At 41.2% G+C, this 15,438-nt stretch carries 13 protein-coding genes; 8 read left to right on the top strand and 5 right to left on the bottom strand.

What is annotated here, in order from left to right:
- Positions 1-13: 13 nt before the first annotated feature.
- The 6 genes from VOI17_RS13780 (at position 14) to ftsZ (ending at position 7,532) form a co-directional block, all read left to right on the top strand.
- A complete protein-coding gene (locus VOI17_RS13780) occupies positions 14-1,171 on the top strand; it encodes an FtsW/RodA/SpoVE family cell cycle protein (RefSeq protein ID WP_323757802.1) in 1,158 nt (385 codons plus the stop codon).
- Between the two features lie 2 nt (positions 1,172-1,173).
- On the top strand, positions 1,174-2,286 hold the full coding sequence (gene murG / locus VOI17_RS13775) for an undecaprenyldiphospho-muramoylpentapeptide beta-N-acetylglucosaminyltransferase (RefSeq protein ID WP_323757865.1): 1,113 nt from the start codon (positions 1,174-1,176) through the stop codon (positions 2,284-2,286).
- On the top strand, positions 2,283-3,659 hold the full coding sequence (gene murC / locus VOI17_RS13770) for a UDP-N-acetylmuramate--L-alanine ligase (RefSeq protein WP_323757801.1): 1,377 nt from the start codon (positions 2,283-2,285) through the stop codon (positions 3,657-3,659). The genes murG and murC overlap by 4 nt, the downstream gene beginning before the upstream one ends.
- On the top strand, positions 3,656-4,423 hold the full coding sequence (locus VOI17_RS13765; protein WP_323757800.1) for a cell division protein FtsQ: 768 nt from the start codon (positions 3,656-3,658) through the stop codon (positions 4,421-4,423). Before murC ends, VOI17_RS13765 begins: the two co-directional genes overlap by 4 nt.
- Positions 4,424-4,512: 89 nt before the next feature.
- Positions 4,513-5,820: a cell division protein FtsA gene (ftsA, locus tag VOI17_RS13760; RefSeq protein WP_323757799.1), complete on the top strand. Its 1,308-nt coding sequence runs from the start codon at positions 4,513-4,515 to the stop codon at positions 5,818-5,820.
- 143 nt (positions 5,821-5,963) lie between these two features.
- On the top strand, positions 5,964-7,532 hold the full coding sequence (ftsZ, locus tag VOI17_RS13755) for a cell division protein FtsZ (RefSeq protein ID WP_323757798.1): 1,569 nt from the start codon (positions 5,964-5,966) through the stop codon (positions 7,530-7,532).
- 637 nt (positions 7,533-8,169) lie between these two features.
- Here ftsZ and VOI17_RS13750 read toward each other — a convergent pair.
- Positions 8,170-8,766 carry a ribonuclease HII gene (locus tag VOI17_RS13750; RefSeq protein WP_323757797.1) on the bottom strand — a complete coding sequence of 199 codons (597 nt, stop codon included), beginning with the start codon at positions 8,764-8,766 and terminating at the stop codon, positions 8,170-8,172.
- Between the two features lie 54 nt (positions 8,767-8,820).
- On the opposite strand from VOI17_RS13750, the gene VOI17_RS13745 reads away from it, so the two are divergent.
- Both VOI17_RS13745 and VOI17_RS13740 read left to right on the top strand, forming a co-directional pair.
- Positions 8,821-9,369, top strand: a complete 549-nt coding sequence (locus VOI17_RS13745) for an NUDIX hydrolase (RefSeq protein WP_323757796.1) — start codon at positions 8,821-8,823, stop codon at positions 9,367-9,369.
- Complete coding sequence (locus VOI17_RS13740; protein WP_323757795.1) at positions 9,369-10,733, top strand: MATE family efflux transporter; 1,365 nt, start codon at positions 9,369-9,371, stop codon at positions 10,731-10,733. Before VOI17_RS13745 ends, VOI17_RS13740 begins: the two co-directional genes overlap by 1 nt.
- A 19-nt stretch (positions 10,734-10,752) precedes the next feature.
- Here VOI17_RS13740 and VOI17_RS13735 read toward each other — a convergent pair whose 3' ends face one another.
- The 4 genes from VOI17_RS13735 to VOI17_RS13720 form a co-directional block, all read right to left on the bottom strand.
- Positions 10,753-11,433 (bottom strand): lysoplasmalogenase, encoded by a 681-nt coding sequence (locus VOI17_RS13735; protein ID WP_323757794.1) that lies wholly within the window; start codon positions 11,431-11,433, stop codon positions 10,753-10,755.
- A 10-nt stretch (positions 11,434-11,443) separates the two neighbouring features.
- Positions 11,444-12,646, bottom strand: a complete 1,203-nt coding sequence (locus tag VOI17_RS13730; RefSeq protein ID WP_323757793.1) for an MFS transporter — start codon at positions 12,644-12,646, stop codon at positions 11,444-11,446.
- Between the two features lie 38 nt (positions 12,647-12,684).
- Positions 12,685-13,762 (bottom strand): peptide chain release factor 2 gene (gene prfB / locus VOI17_RS13725; protein ID WP_323757792.1). Its coding sequence is split into 2 segments (ribosomal slippage): positions 12,685-13,701 and positions 13,703-13,762, totalling 1,077 coding nucleotides; the frame shifts between segments, so codons are not numbered across the junction.
- Between the two features lie 171 nt (positions 13,763-13,933).
- Positions 13,934-15,433 carry a RagB/SusD family nutrient uptake outer membrane protein gene (locus VOI17_RS13720; RefSeq protein ID WP_323757791.1) on the bottom strand — a complete coding sequence of 500 codons (1,500 nt, stop codon included), beginning with the start codon at positions 15,431-15,433 and terminating at the stop codon, positions 13,934-13,936.
- Positions 15,434-15,438 lie beyond the last annotated feature (5 nt).

Here is a 15,438-nt window from a genome sequence, read left to right as displayed (position 1 = left end):
TAAAATTAAAGAAATGATTAAGCTAAAAGCATGGGCCGATAAAAACCTTCAGGGCGATCCCGTCATCTGGGTGGTGGTGCTATGCCTTTCGCTCATTAGTATTTTGGTAGTATATAGTGCTACTGGCTCTTTGGCCTACAAGCAAATGGGAGGCAATACTGAGTATTACCTCATTCGCCATACCATTATGGTGGGTTTGGCCATGTTGGTGATGTGGATTGCACATAAAATCGATTACCGATATTATTCTAAAATCACCCGATACGCGCTGTTTATTTCTGTGCCGCTTTTATTGTACACTTGGTTGTATGGATCAACAGTCAACGATGCTTCAAGGTGGATTGAATTGCCATTTATTGGTTTGCAATTTCAGCCTTCCGATTTAGCTAAAATGGCCTTAATCGCAGGTTTAGCAAGTATGTTGGCCAAAAGGCAGCAAAACATTGCAAGTTTCAAAGAATCCTTGATTCCGATGTTAGCATGGTGTGGCGCTATCTGCGGCCTTATTGCAATGACAAATATTTCGACAGCGATTTTGCTGTTTCTAACCTGCATGCTGCTTTTATTTATAGGCCGAGTACCACCAAAGTATTTGGCCATGCTAATGGTCGTTGGTGCGTTTGTAGGAGTACTTGCCATGAGTTTTGGTCAGCGTGGAGGAACAGCAATTAGCAGGGTAACTGACTTTATAAGCCAAGAAGAAGTTCCTTATCAGGCACAACAATCCTATATCGCTATTGCCACAGGCGGAGTAATTGGAAAAGGGCCAGGTAAAAGTGATCAAAGAAATTTCCTTCCATATCCTTATTCAGATTTTGTGTATGCCATCATTATCGAAGAATATGGAATGATTGGAGGTGTGTTCGTTTTGTTCCTCTATTTAGTACTGCTTTATCGAGGAATGCGAGTAATGGCCAACAGTGACAGGGCATTTGGAGGGCTGCTTTCGGCAGGGCTCAGTTTCGCTATTGTCATTCAGGCCTTGGTAAATATTGGTGTTGTGGTGGGTTTAGGGCCTGTAACGGGGCAAACGTTGCCATTGATTAGTATGGGAGGAACCTCATTACTTTTTACTGGTCTTGCCTTGGGAATTATCCTGAGTGTGAGCCGAGGAGAACAAGAAATATTTTCGCCCATAACAGGTGATTTAAGAAATACAGCTAAAGCATAATAATCATAGAAAAGAAACAACCATATCGAATCATTATCAGCGGAGGCGGCACAGGCGGGCATATTTACCCAGCTATTGCTATTGCTAATGCTTTTAAAGCTCGTTTCGATGATGCTGAAATTCTTTTTGTGGGTGCTGAAGGAAAGATGGAAATGCAGAAAGTGCCAGAAGCAGGCTATAAAATCATTGGTCTTTGGATCAGTGGTTTGCAGCGCAGGCTCACTTTCGACAACCTTCTTTTCCCAGTAAAACTGGTGAATAGTCTAAGCAAAAGTGCAGGGATTATTCGAAGGTTTAGACCTCATGCAGTAGTAGGTGTTGGTGGCTATGCCAGTGGGCCTTTGCTAAGGGTGGCTTTGCGAAAAGGGATTCCAGCGGTGATTCAAGAGCAGAATTCATATGCAGGTCTTACCAATAAACTATTGGCGAAGAAAGTGCAAAGGATTTGTGTAGCATACCCTAGTATGGAACAATTCTTTCCGGCCAACAAAATCGCTTTTACAGGAAATCCAGTGAGAAAAGATATAGTTGATTTATCTGGAAAAAGGGAAGCCGCACTAAAGCATTTTGGTTTTAGTGATGCACCAGTATTGTTGATTTTAGGAGGAAGCCTTGGTGCCAGAACACTTAACGACAGTATGGTGCTAGGTTTAGAAAAATTGAAAGCGGAAGGTATTCAAGTGATATGGCAGTGCGGTAAGTTTTACCATGCTGAAATGAAACAGAAACTAGAAGCTTCAGGAGATGCAAAGAGCATTCTTCTTTTCGGGTTTTTGAAAGAAATGGATTTGGCCTATGCAGCAGCAGACGTGGTGATTTCTAGAGCAGGTGCATTATCGGTTTCGGAATTGAGTATAGTCGCCAAGCCGACAATTTTTGTGCCTTCGCCTAATGTGGCCGAAGATCATCAAACCAAAAATGCGAAAGCTTTGGTAGACAATGATGCTGCCATTTTGGTGAAAGATGTGGAAGCCAGAGAAAGATTAATAGACGAAGCCATTGCGCTGATCCGTGATCAGGAAAAGCAAGAAAGGCTGAGTGAAAAAATAAAGGCATTGGCTAAACCCAATGCTGCAAATGAAATAGTTGACGAGATTTTAAAATTGATATCGTGAAGCTGAGAGACATACATAACGTATATTTTCTTGGGATCGGAGGGATCGGAATGAGTGCTTTGGCTCGATGGTTTAAGCACAATGGTAAAGCTGTGTCGGGCTATGATAAAACGCCAACTGCCCTAACCCGTCAATTAGAAAACGAAGGTATTGCAGTTCATTTTGAAGATGATTCTGCTCTAATCAGTAACGAATTCAAAGCGTCAAAGGCAGATGCTTTGGTAATTTATACGCCAGCTATTCCAAAAGACAATAAGGAGTGGGCTTGGCTCAAGGCGGAAGGTTTCACTATTATGAAACGTTCGCAAGTGTTGGGGCTGATTACCGAAAGCATGATTAGTGTAGCGGTAGCTGGAACGCATGGTAAAACTACTACCAGTTCTATGATCGTCCACTTGATGAAAACCGCAGGCATTGATTGTACTGGGTTTTTGGGAGGAATTGCCACCAATTACGGTACAAACATGGTGATGAATGAGGAAACGAATTCTATCGCAGTAATCGAAGCCGATGAGTTTGATCGTTCTTTCTTAACGCTTCGTCCAGATGCGGCAGTGGTTACCTCTATCGATGCGGATCATTTAGATATTTACGGTGATAAAGACGCTTTGAAAGAGTCATTTGCACTGTTTGTTAGTAAAATAGAAAAGAAAGGTAAACTCTTCGCGAAGCAAGGAGTGGGAAGCCAAATATTAGGAGACGAAAATCGAATCCATCATTCGAGCTATGCTTTGGAGTCGGCTGATATTACAGCTGAAAACCTAAGAATTGAAGAGGCTGCCTTCGTTTTCGATTATAAAACGAGCAAGAAAACGATCTCAGGTATTCGATTGAATGTACCAGGTTTTCACAATGTAGAAAATGCCTTGGCGGCCATTTCTGTAACCAAATATTTTGGTGCAGATGATGATTCTATTCGTGAGGGAATAAGTACTTATAAAGGGGTGAAAAGACGCTTTGAATACATTATCAAGACTGAAGACTTGGTGTATATCGATGATTATGCACATCATCCAGTAGAAATTGAGTCACTATTGAAGTCGGTGAGAGCGCTTTACCCAAATAAAAGAATTACGGCTGTTTTTCAACCACACCTGTTTAGTCGCACAAGAGATTTTGCTCCAGAATTTTCTGAGAGCCTAAGCTTGGCTGACGAGGTGATTTTGTTGGACATCTATCCAGCAAGAGAACAGCCGATTGAAGGAATTACTTCAGACATGCTGCTCGAAAAAGTGATTGCTGAAAAGAAAATAGTTAGTGCCAAAGAAGCACTGATTGAGCAGATTAAGGCTTGGCAGCCCGAGGTGCTTTTAACCATTGGTGCAGGCGATATTGATAAGTTTGTAGAACCTATAAAAGCTGAATTGTCATGAGAGCAAAAGAAACAATTTGGAGGGTAGTAGGAATTACTGGGGCATCTGTCCTTCTAATATCTATGATCAGTTTTATTGATAAAAGGGAATTGGGATACAGAATTGACGACATCGAAGTGGACATAGAAAACACCTATGAGAACTTCTTTATCGATGAAGAGGATGTAATGTCGCTCATCTTCGAAAACAAGGGAGATACCGTTTTGGGTGATGCTTACGGAAGGGTGAGTTTGAAGGAAATAGAGCAAAGAGTAGAGTCGCACAGTTTCGTGAAGGATGCTCAAGTGTTTAGAGATTTAAATGGTCATTTGGTAGTGAAGGCCATTCAGGATAAGCCAATAGCAAGGATAGTTGCTAATAACGGAAAGCAAGCCTATTTGGGTGAGGAGGGTGATATTTTACCAGTTTCTAACAAATATACCGCAAGAGTCATTGTGCTTTCAGGTAAATATATGGATGAGTTGACTGCTCGAAAAAGTATTGAGGGAAACGAGTACGACCACCAACTTTATGATTTGGTTGAATACATCAACAAGGATAAGTTTTGGAGTATGCAGATTGCTCAGTTGATAGTGGGTAAAAATGGAAAAGTAGTGATGATTCCACAAGTGGGAGACCAGAAACTTGAATTTGGTTATGCAGAAAACTTCAAGTCGAAGTTTAAAAGGTTGGAAATTTTCTTCAAGGAAATTATGCCAACAAAAGGTTGGAATACATACAGTAGAGTAAATGTAGAATACAAGGATCAACTCATTTGTGAGTGATCAAAAAAAGGAATTTAAAGTGAAAATGAATGTAGAAGTGACAGGTTTACAATCATAGAAGCTCTGAAATATAAAATACAAACAACGCCATGCAAGAAGATAAAATAGTTGTCGGACTAGACATTGGAACCACGAAGATCTGTGTGATTGTGGGGACGAAAAATGAGTATGGAAAACTCGAAGTATTAGGGATGGGTAAAGCCGTTTCTGATGGAGTAATCCGTGGTATAGTGACCAATATTGATAAAACCGTTATTGCAATCGAAAAGGCAATTGCCGAAGCAAGTGAGCAATCGGGTATTGAAATCAATGTGGTAAATGTGGGTATTGCGGGTCAGCACATTAAGAGTTCTGTGCACCATGGTAGCATCACCCGCGAAGTGGTTGAAGACGAAATTACGGTAAGCGATTTAACTCGTTTATCGAATGATATACACAAAATTGTAATGCCTCCCGGCTGTGAGATAATTCACGTAATGCCACAAGATTACATTGTGGATTACGAAGAAGGAATTAAAGACCCAGTGGGTATGTCGGGTGTTAAGCTTGAAGCAGATTTCCATGTGATTACTGCCCAAACTAATGCCATTAGAAATATCAATAAATGTGTGCGAAGAGCTGGTTTAGAAATTGAAAATTTGATTCTAGAACCGTTGGCATCGAGCATGTCTGTTTTAAGTGACGAAGAAAAAGAGGCTGGCGTTTGCCTTGTAGATATTGGTGGTGGTACTACCGACATCGCGATCTTCCACGATAATATTATCCGACACACAGCGGTCATTCCTTTTGGTGGAAATATCATTACCTCTGATATTAAGGAAGGCTGTAAAGTAATGCAAAATCAAGCTGAACTATTGAAAACTAAATTTGGAAAAGCCATTGCAGAAGAGGCTAATCCAAATGAAATAGTTTCGATTCCTGGTTTAAGAAATAGGCCACCGAAGGAAATTTCAATCCGAAACCTCGCCAATATTATTGAGGCCAGAATGGAAGAGATTATTGAATTGGTACATTCAGAAATTATCACTTCAGGTTATGCCAGTAAGTTGGCTGGTGGAATTGTAATTACTGGTGGTGGTTCACAACTGGGTTATGTAAAACAGTTGTTCGAGTACATGACGGGTATGGATGCCAGAATTGGTTACCCGAACGAACACCTTGGCAAGAGCAAAGTTGAAGCAATCAAAAGCCCAATGTATGCAACCACCGTTGGTTTGGTGCTTTCGGGCTTTAGAGCAATAGATGAAAGAGAAAATCGCTACATGGAAAATCAAGTGGCCTCAGGAAAGAAGACAATGAAGAGCGCAAAGAAAAGCTCAGACTTCTTCAAAGGCCTCATCGATAAAACAAAAGGTTTGTTGATGGATGATTTTCAAGACAAAGGCGGAGAGTACTAGGAAGTAAACAAAAAGTGAATTTGATGCTGTTGGCAATTGGTCATTTAATTTGATGACAGCATTTAGAAATAATGTAAAATAACAAATGTCCGTTTTTGTCTTCGGTCTTCGGACTTCAGGCTTCGGACTTAAACATAATAATCATGGCAGAATCTTATATGTTCGAACTTCCAAAGCATCACAAATCGATCATCAAGGTGATCGGAGTTGGTGGAGGAGGAAGCAACGCAGTAAACCACATGTATAATCAAGGAATTAAGGATGTGGAATTTATTGTATGTAACACCGATGCGCAGGCATTGAAAAGCAGTCCTATTCCTAATAGATTGCAAATTGGCATTGGTCTCACCGAAGGTCTTGGTGCAGGCGCTAGCCCAGAAGTGGGTAAAAATGCAGCTTTAGAAAGCAAAGAAGACATCCGTCAAATGCTGGGTGAAGATACCAAAATGGTATTCATTACAGCAGGAATGGGTGGAGGTACCGGAACAGGAGCTGCTCCGATCATTGCTAAAATAGCACGCGACATGGACCTACTTACGGTAGGGATTGTTACGGCTCCTTTTGGCTTTGAAGGAAGAAAGAAAATGAACGCAGCCAACGAAGGTATTGCTGCATTAAAGGAAAATTGTGACACTGTTTTGGTCATTCTCAACGATAAGCTGAGAGAAATCCACGGTAACCTACCGATCAGTAAGGCATTTGCCGAAGCTGATAATATTTTAACCACAGCCGCGAAAGGCATTGCTGAAATCATTACTGTTCCTGGCTATGTAAATGTCGATTTCATGGACGTTCAAACCGTAATGAAAGGAGCAGGTGCTGCAGTTATGGGTTCTGCTTCTGCCGAAGGCGAAGGAAGAGCACTAAGGGCAGCCGAAATGGCAATTTCTTCTCCGTTACTCAACAGTCAAGATATTTTAGGGGCTAAGAAAATATTGCTTTCTATTATTTCTGGCGAAGAAGCTGAACTTCAAATGGACGAGCTTACTGAAATCACTGAGTACATCCAAGATAAGGCGGGTGATGATGCAGAGGTGATTTTCGGTCACGGTATTGATGTAGAGCACGGGCAAAGCATTAGCGTAACTGTAATTGCTACAGGGTTTGAAACTCCAGTGGTGGAAGCGAGACCAAATACAACTAAGAAAACGGTCATCGATTTAGAGAGTAATCAGCCAATCGAACGTAATGTTGAAAAACCTTCTTTCATTGAGAAACCAACACAATCTTCATTGTTTAGTGCAGGTTTTGAAAAGCCAGAACCGCGTCAAGAAATTGATGAAGTAGAAAATAAGGATGACAGCGATGATGATAACATCACTTCGGGTTATACTTTCTTGTCTAGGTTAGCTCAGAAATATGACATCGAAGAAGTAGGTCCAGAAGCCAATGAGGATCCTGAAGTTCGTTTACGTAATGAACGTGTTGAGCTAGATCACGAAGAGCAGCGTTACAAGGATTTCTTGGAAATGAAGCGCAACAAACTTCAGCAGCAAGCAAGACTAAGAGAAGAGAAATTACGTAGCTCTGGAAATTATCAGATCAAGAATGATGATATAAAAGAGAAACTTGAAGTTCCTGCTTATCAGCGTAGGCAAGTGAGGTTAAATGATGCACCACCTTCATCTGAGAGCAATGTATCACGCTATAACCTTAATGATGACGATGAAATTATGGGCAACAATAAATTTCTACATGACAATGTTGATTGATTAAAATCTTTCACCTAAATATAAAAGACGACCTGCTGCCATGGGTCGTCTTTTTTTGTTGCTGCCCAGCCAACCGTCCAAGGGTTATTATAACCAATCCATAAGATTATAATCAACCTATTTCAGGACGATACAGACTGCTGTTTTTAATTCTCTGTCTTGTGTTGCTGAAAAGGATGCTTACAGCATGACTTGGCTTTGAGCTTGGTGCACGAAATTTTGAATGCTGATAAGCCAGCTACTAAGTCATCCCGTAGGGAACTTTTCACGCCTTACAAGTTGCCTGCTACTTTAAGCGTACTCTTATCTTGTGTTGCTAAAATTCCGAGACTTCGGAACTTACAGCATGACTTAGCTTTGAACTTAGTGCATCAAATGTTTGAACGCTGCTAAGTCATCCCGTAGGCTCCGAGACTTCGGAGTTTTCACGCCTTACAAGTTGCCTGCTACTTTCAGCGTACTCTTATCTTGTGTTACTGAAATTCCGAGACTTCGGAACTTACAGCATGACTTAACTTTGATGTTAGTGCACAGAGTTTTTTAATGCTGATAAGCTAGCTACTAAGTCATCCCGTAGGGGACTTTTCACGAATCACAATTCAAATGCTACTCGAAAGAAGCTTTCCTTGTCTTAAAATCAAAACAACTCCATCTGCTCTGGCAGTAACCTAAAAGACTTTCTATGCAATGGCGTGATGCCTAAATCTCGAATGGCTTGACGGTGCTTTTTGGTAGGATAGCCTGCATTGCTTTCCCAGCCATAACCAGGGAACTGTTGAGCCGCGTGACTCATAATTCGGTCCCTTTCTACTTTGGCCAGAATGGAAGCAGCAGCAATCGATAAATATTTCCCATCACCCTTGATAATACATTCATGGGGAATGCTTTGATAGACCTTAAAGCGATTTCCATCAATAAGTAACAGTTCTGGTTTTATCTTGAGTTGGTGGATGGCGCGGTGCATGGCCAAAAATGAGGCGTTTAGAATATTGATTTCATCAATTTCTTCCGGGCTTACTTCGCAAACGGCCCAAGCCAAGGCTTCTGCTTTGATTTCAATTTCAAGTTGCTCTCTGTGAGCCCTTTTTAGTTGCTTAGAATCATTGAGCAATTCATTCTGATAATCAGCTGGCAGAATAACGGCTGAGGCCACTACTGGCCCCGCTAGGGGGCCACGGCCAGCTTCATCGCAACCTGCTTCAATCTTTCCAGAACCAAAATTTGATAATAACATGCCCAAACTTAAAACTTTGATTTGGATGCTGAAACATATGTCTAATTTTGCGGCATGGAATCGCATAAAAATCCTTGGAAGACTTTAGACGGAAAACTGGTTTATGAGAACCCATGGATTAGGGTCGATGAGTTTAATGTGATCAATCCTTCAGGCGGAAAGGGAATTTATGGCAAGGTGTCTTTTAAAGGGCGAGCTGTGGGTATTCTTCCAATAGACGATGAAATGAATACCTGGCTGGTTGGGCAATATCGATATACGTTGAATGAGTACAGCTGGGAAATCCCGATGGGTGCTGTACCCGAAAACGAAATTTTAGAAGAAGGCGCCAAGCGTGAGTTAAAAGAAGAAACAGGGCTAGATTGCCAACAATTAGAGTTTCTGTGTAAAATTCATACTTCCAATTCTGTAACAGACGAGGTGGGGTATGCTTATTTAGCAACAGGCCTTAAAGAGGGCCAAACTAACTTTGATGAAACGGAAGACATTTCAATCCAAAAATTACCTTTTAGGGAAGCTTTAGAAATGGTGCTCGATGGTCGTATTACCGATAGTTTAAGCGTGGCGGCAATCATGAGGTTCGCCAGAATAAAAGGAATCTGATGTTGGAAAAACTATCGTACAAACAGCATTTCGGTAAAACGATTAACCTTGCTTACCCAGTAATGCTGAGCCAAGTAGGCCACGTTACTGTGGGTATTGTAGATAGTATTATGGTGGGCCAAATTGGCACAGAAGCATTGGCGGCATCCTCATTCGCCAACAATGTGATGATGGTATTTCTCATGTTCGGCATTGGTATGTCCTATGGTATTACGCCCCTAGTCGCTCAAGCGGATGGTGAGGGCGATCGCAATAAAATTATGCGCCTGCTCCGTCATGGAATTGTTTTATGTCTAGGGACCAGTTTAGTATTAGTGTTGTCTGGTTATCTATTGTCTTTTGGTTTTGGGAGTTTTTCTCAACCCGAAGAAGTAATAAGGTTGGGGAAACCATATTTCTATGTCATCCTCTTTTCAATGATTCCGATGATGCTATTTCAGAATTTCCGACAATTTGCTGAAGGGCTTTCTATCACCAAACCGACCATGTTTATTACAATTGGTGCGAACCTTATCAATGTGTTGTTCAATTACCTTTTGATTTACGGGAAGTTCGGTTTTCCAGAATTAGGCTTAATTGGTGCAGGTTGGGGTACTTTAATATCCAGAATTTTTATGGCGGCAGGCATGATCCTTTATGTCGGGAAGAGCCAAAGAACTAAGTATTATAGGGAGGCTTTCAAAATCTTCAATATTACGGCTGCCTACTTTAAGCCCATGCTCAAAATTGGAGTGCCAAGCGGAACCCAGTTTGTATTCGAAGTAAGTGCTTTTGCCGGAGCTGCTTTGCTGATGGGTAAAATGGGCGTTGTGCCTTTGGCGGCACATCAAATTGCTTTGAGCTTAGTTTCACTCAGTTATATGATGGCCACAGGTATTGCAGCGGCTTCTACAGTGCGTATTGGTAACCAAGTGGGTAGAAGGGATGCTTTCAACCTGAATCGCGCTGGCAATACCAGTTTTATGATGGCGCTTATTTTTATGGCCTGTTGTTCTGTAGTGTACATCGTCTTCCATAATTTCTTCCCAACACTCTATATTGATGACCCCGAAGTAATAAGAATAGCTGGTTCATTGATTATTGTGGCAGGTTTCTTCCAGTTGTCAGATGGAGTGCAAGTAGTGGGTTTGGGATCACTTAGAGGAATGTCTGATGTTCGGGTGCCTACTGTAATCACTTTTGTAGCCTATTGGGTATTGGGTATTCCGGTCAGTTATCTTTTTGGTTTTGTGCTTGGCTTTGGTCCTGAAGGCGTTTGGTACGGCCTGCTGACAGGTTTGAGTATTGCCGCCATCACACTCTTTATCCGTTTTAAGGTTTTGGCGAAAAGGAAGGCACTTTCATTCGGAACGAAAGATAAATAGATTGAAGGCGTAATGGCTCTTATTCACTTGCCTTAAGTCCCTTAATAAACTCCACAATTCCCTTCACAATCATAAATTGGGCAATAATATAAGTAAGCATAATGAGGAAGTCTGCTTGTGGAAAAGGGGTTCCAAATTGGTTAATGGCCAAAATGCTATCACTGATGATGAAGAAAAAGGCGCCAATCATAATCCACCAAAAACTGGCTTTGTCTGTTTTTCCCCAGCGCTTGCTGGCGGTAATGCCCATAATGCAAATCACGATGGTATAGAGTAGAGCAGGAATCATCATGTCTCCCAAGCCTGGCTTGATTTGCTGGAATATGACCAGACCGTAAATCCCAAATAACAAATCGTGCCATCTGAATTTTAGTTTTCGGTCTTCCGTGTCTATTAGATTCAGGTTAAGGAAAATATAGACAAGGTGAGCGAGTAAAAATGAAGCCAAACCTAGCAGAAAGAAGATGGGTTGATCATCGGTGAAAATCAGGAAAACATCGCCTAGCAAAGAGAGAAATAGGGCTGCGTTAACAAATTTGCTCAGTACTGTTTTTGGTACTTCACTATTGAAGTAAATCATCAAACCCACCATTAAAAGTGGTTTGGTGAAATCAGCCATGGTAGGAAAATCCATAAGCTTGGCCAACAGGTGGAGAAAGGCAAATGCAAAAAATGGGAGCAGTGTCTTTGGTGTTTTCATGTGTTTTCAGCTAAACTGTATTCTTCACAAACCGTTTTGACCAATTTAAACCAAAAGTAAGAAATAAGAAACCAATAAAGGAAAGTGCCCCGCAAAGCAAAAAGGCTTCGCGAAGGTTTTCAATGTGGTTTGCATAAATAAAACCAGCAATGAGTGCTCCTGAACCAATACCAACTTCCAAAGCAATATACATGGTGGCCAAGCCTTTGCCGCGCAAATGGTCTAAGCTTAAATCAATTGTCCATGCATAAATGGTTGGGGTATTCATGCCCACTGCTACGCCAAACATTACCGCACTCACCATGAGCATGGTTTGAGTATGCGTATAGGCAATAAGAACATCGGAGACGACTATGGCCAGTGCTGCTATTTTCAAAACAATGATTCTACCGTACTTATCGGAAGCCTTACCTGCCAAAAGTCTAATGGCCAAAGAAGCGATTACGAATACAGTAAAAAAAATTCCTTTTTGACCTTGATCGTAACCCAATTGCATGGTGAGGTCGGGCACTAAAGTGAGTACCGCCCCAAATGAAAATGCGGTCAATAGAAAGAGGAGGGAGGGGTTGAATACCCTTGGTTCAATAATTTCATTCCATTTGATTTTGAGTAATCTTGGGTGGAACTTAACCTTGTCTTTCAAAGTCTCTTTCATCCCCGCTAGAATGATCACTGATAGTATTGCAGCGATTGAGGAAGTATAGAACGTCATATCCAAACCATAAGCGGCTGTAATTTTTGGGCCAATCGAAGGGCCAGCGGCCATGCCTAAACTTCCGAAAAATCCAGAGAGTCCCATGGCTTCTCCTCGCCTTGTAGAAGGTACTATATCGGCAATATAAGCCGAGGTGCCTGTAGGTTTAAAGCCTGTGGAAAAGCCATGCAAAAACCTGAGGAGTAAAAGTGCCCAAACGGTGCTGACCATTGGATAGAGAAAGCCCATTACAAAGCATACACTGGCTCCAAAGATCATAACTGGTATTCTGCCAATTGTGTCAGACAACCTTCCACTAAAGGGTCTAGAAAGACCTGCAGTGACCGTGAATAATGAAATAATGAGGCCTTTGTATTCACCTCCGCCTAAGGTGGTGATGTAGTCATACAAATCGGGCACGATCATATTAAAACTACCGAAGAAAAGGAAGGAGCTGAAGCAAAGTAAAAAGAACTGTAAGGTGTAAATGCTGGGCTTTCCTGTCTTTCTTTTGAGCATAGTGGTAAATAAAAAATGGAGCCGAAGCTCCATTCAGTTTATTGTTGCATTAAAAAGGCTTTTATGTAACCGTCTAAGTCACCGTCTAACACGTTTTGAACATCAGTTCGTTCATAACCTGTTCGGGCATCTTTAATTAGTTTGTAAGGGTGTAAAACGTAGTTTCGAATTTGAGAACCAAAATCCACCCTCATTTTTGCGCCTTCCACTATATCTCGCGCTGCATTACGCTTGTCCAACTCAATTTGGTACAATCTAGATTTCAACATAGAAAGCGCCTTTTCCTTGTTGCCCAATTGTGATCGCGATTCTGTGTTTTCAATGGTAATCCCAGTAGGTGCATGTTTTACACGCACACCTGTTTCTACCTTGTTTACATTCTGTCCACCAGCACCACCAGAGCGGAAAGTGTCCCAACTGATATCGGCAGGGTTGATTTCAATTTCAATAGTATCATCAACTACTGGATAGGCAAAAATGGAGGCAAACGAAGTGTGTCTTCTTCCGCCAGAATCGAAAGGAGAAATGCGCACTAAACGATGTACGCCAGATTCAGCTTTCAATAGTCCAAAGGCAAACTCACCTTCAAACTCAAGGGTGCAAGATTTACATCCTGCTACATCTCCAGGCTGATAATGGATTTGCTTCACCTTGTAACCTTTACTTTCGCCCCACATGATGTACATACGCATCAATATTTCGGCCCAGTCGTTACTTTCCGTTCCGCCTGCCCCTGGGTTGATTTCAATCATGGCACTCAGCTGGTCTTCTTCACCACTGAGCATCTTCTTGAACTCAATTTCCTCTAAAATTTCAAGTGCTTTTTTGTACTCCTTTTGCACCTCTTCTTCCGATACTTCACCCATCTCGAGAAACTCGTTAAGGGTGTCAACATCTTCTAAAGCGGTCAAAACGTTTTCAAAGCTGGTGGTCCAGACTTTCTTTAAACGAATTTGTTTTAATACTTTTTCGGCCTCTTTTGGGTCATTCCAGAATTCTGGTTGGGCCGTCACCAGTTCTTCTTCTTCTACTTCACTTTTCTTGACATCGTAGTCAAAGATACCCCCTCAAAGCCGCTACCCTGGCTTTTAAATCTTTCAGCTGATCTGAAGTCATAGTTTGTGATTTTTTGAAGCGCAAAGGTGGTGAAATGTAGGGGATAATTCAAGGTAGATTTGAATATCAATAGAGGTTTGATAAGAGGAGTAGAAAAAAGAAGAAGCCCAATTGATACAATTGGGCTTCTGTAATTTATGTAGAGGAAGATATTAAACCTTCTTCTTGTTATTAATCGTTCTGCACCAAATTAGGGTTGATGTTAATCGCGCTAATTGGGAAGAAGAATTGCCACTGAAGGTCACCAGCAGGAATATCAGTAACTCTAGCCTGAGTAAGGCTGAAGCTACCTCTAGTAGATCTTTTCAATGGTAAATTCAATCTTTTAAGGTCTAAGAAATTGAATCCTTCACCCCAAAGCTCAACTCTTCTTTGAACTAAGATTTCATCTAAAAGCGCTTGTCCAGTATTAGTACTGATTACAGCATTTGGATCACGCTGAGAAACTAGAGAGAATAAAGCAGTTCTAGCAGCAACTTCATTAGCTCCTCCTAAGTGAGCATTTGCTTCAGCTTCAATCAAAATCATCTCTGCAGTACGCATTAGCACTACGTCACCATCTCCAATAGTTCCACTAGGCAATGCTTCGAATTTAGTGTTCATATATGGTGCTTTTCTGAAGTTACTTGGGATGTCAACCGCTGCTTGTTCAGCCGCAGTTACTTTCCAGAAACCTTTTCTAACATCTGTAGAAGAAATCATATCATATAAATCAGCATTGATACACTTAGGGTCGTTTCTAATGTGTGAAGAGCTGTAGTTGTATGACATATAAGCAAAGAAAGAGGCAAAGTATGTTCCTTGATCAGGAATAACTTGGCTAGACCAAATCCAACCTGTTGCACCAGAATTGTTAAATCCTTCTTGGATTTGAGCAGAAGACGTTAAGGCATGGCCTTGTCTTGCTGCTTGCGCAAAAGTAATGGCGTTTGCCCATTCACCTTTGGTTAAAGCAACTCTTGCTAAAAGACCATTTACGGCATTTGCACTAATTTGTGATTTATCCGAGAATGTTACTGTTGAAGCATTCAAGCTTTGTAAAGCAATGGTAAGGTCTGCTTCAATTTGAGCATATACTTGATCCACTGTTGAACGTGATTTTGCTTCCCCAAGATTACTTAAATCATCAAGGTTGATCACAATACCTAACTGGTCATTTACTTGACCTGCTTTGTACCTACCACCGTAGAGTTGAACCATGTTAAAGTGGGCAAATGCTCTGTAAAAGTAAGCTTGACCTTTGATGTTGTTCTTTTCATCATCACTTCCTTCAACATCATCAATTGAGTTGATAATATTGTTAGCGTTTGCAATCATGGTATAGAAGTAATCATACGTATGTCTAACTAATGAGCTTCCGTTGTCTCTATGCTCAAGCCATTGATGCACACCAATGAACCAACCAGAACCTCTTTGTGGGTTCACAACGTCTTGTCCTAAGAAGTCATAGTTGATCATCATGTTGCCGTAACCAGACCTCTCATCTTGAGATCCTCCAACACCGTACATGTGACGGTGAATCCCTTCTAAAGCAGCTCTTTGGTTTGAAATAGTACCAAGTACTTGATCAGCTCCAAGTTGATCCGTAGGGAACGTGTCTAGATATTCTTCATTACATGAGCTTATAGCCAATACAATAAAGAGTAATATTATTTTTGAAATATATTTCATTGTCT

The sequence above is a fragment of the Roseivirga sp. genome (assembly GCF_034669765.1).
Classification (GTDB): domain Bacteria; phylum Bacteroidota; class Bacteroidia; order Cytophagales; family Cyclobacteriaceae; genus Roseivirga.
Note: the sequence above shows the minus strand (reverse complement) of the source record. Positions and strands in the feature narration are given on the sequence as shown.

Excerpts from the sequence above, each read along its gene's own strand:
- VOI17_RS13765 (WP_323757800.1), top strand. The coding sequence starts at position 3,656 with ATGAGAGCAAAAGAAACAATTTGGAGGGTAGTAGGAATTACTGGGGCA.
- VOI17_RS13745 (WP_323757796.1), top strand. The coding sequence starts at position 8,821 with ATGGAATCGCATAAAAATCCTTGGAAGACTTTAGACGGAAAACTGGTT.
- VOI17_RS13735 (WP_323757794.1), bottom strand. The coding sequence starts at position 11,433 with ATGAAAACACCAAAGACACTGCTCCCATTTTTTGCATTTGCCTTTCTC.
- VOI17_RS13780 (WP_323757802.1), top strand. The coding sequence starts at position 14 with ATGATTAAGCTAAAAGCATGGGCCGATAAAAACCTTCAGGGCGATCCC.
- VOI17_RS13740 (WP_323757795.1), top strand. The coding sequence starts at position 9,369 with ATGTTGGAAAAACTATCGTACAAACAGCATTTCGGTAAAACGATTAAC.
- VOI17_RS13750 (WP_323757797.1), bottom strand. The coding sequence starts at position 8,766 with ATGTTATTATCAAATTTTGGTTCTGGAAAGATTGAAGCAGGTTGCGAT.
- VOI17_RS13720 (WP_323757791.1), bottom strand. The coding sequence starts at position 15,433 with ATGAAATATATTTCAAAAATAATATTACTCTTTATTGTATTGGCTATA.
- ftsZ (WP_323757798.1), top strand. The coding sequence starts at position 5,964 with ATGGCAGAATCTTATATGTTCGAACTTCCAAAGCATCACAAATCGATC.
- VOI17_RS13730 (WP_323757793.1), bottom strand. The coding sequence starts at position 12,646 with ATGCTCAAAAGAAAGACAGGAAAGCCCAGCATTTACACCTTACAGTTC.
- ftsA (WP_323757799.1), top strand. The coding sequence starts at position 4,513 with ATGCAAGAAGATAAAATAGTTGTCGGACTAGACATTGGAACCACGAAG.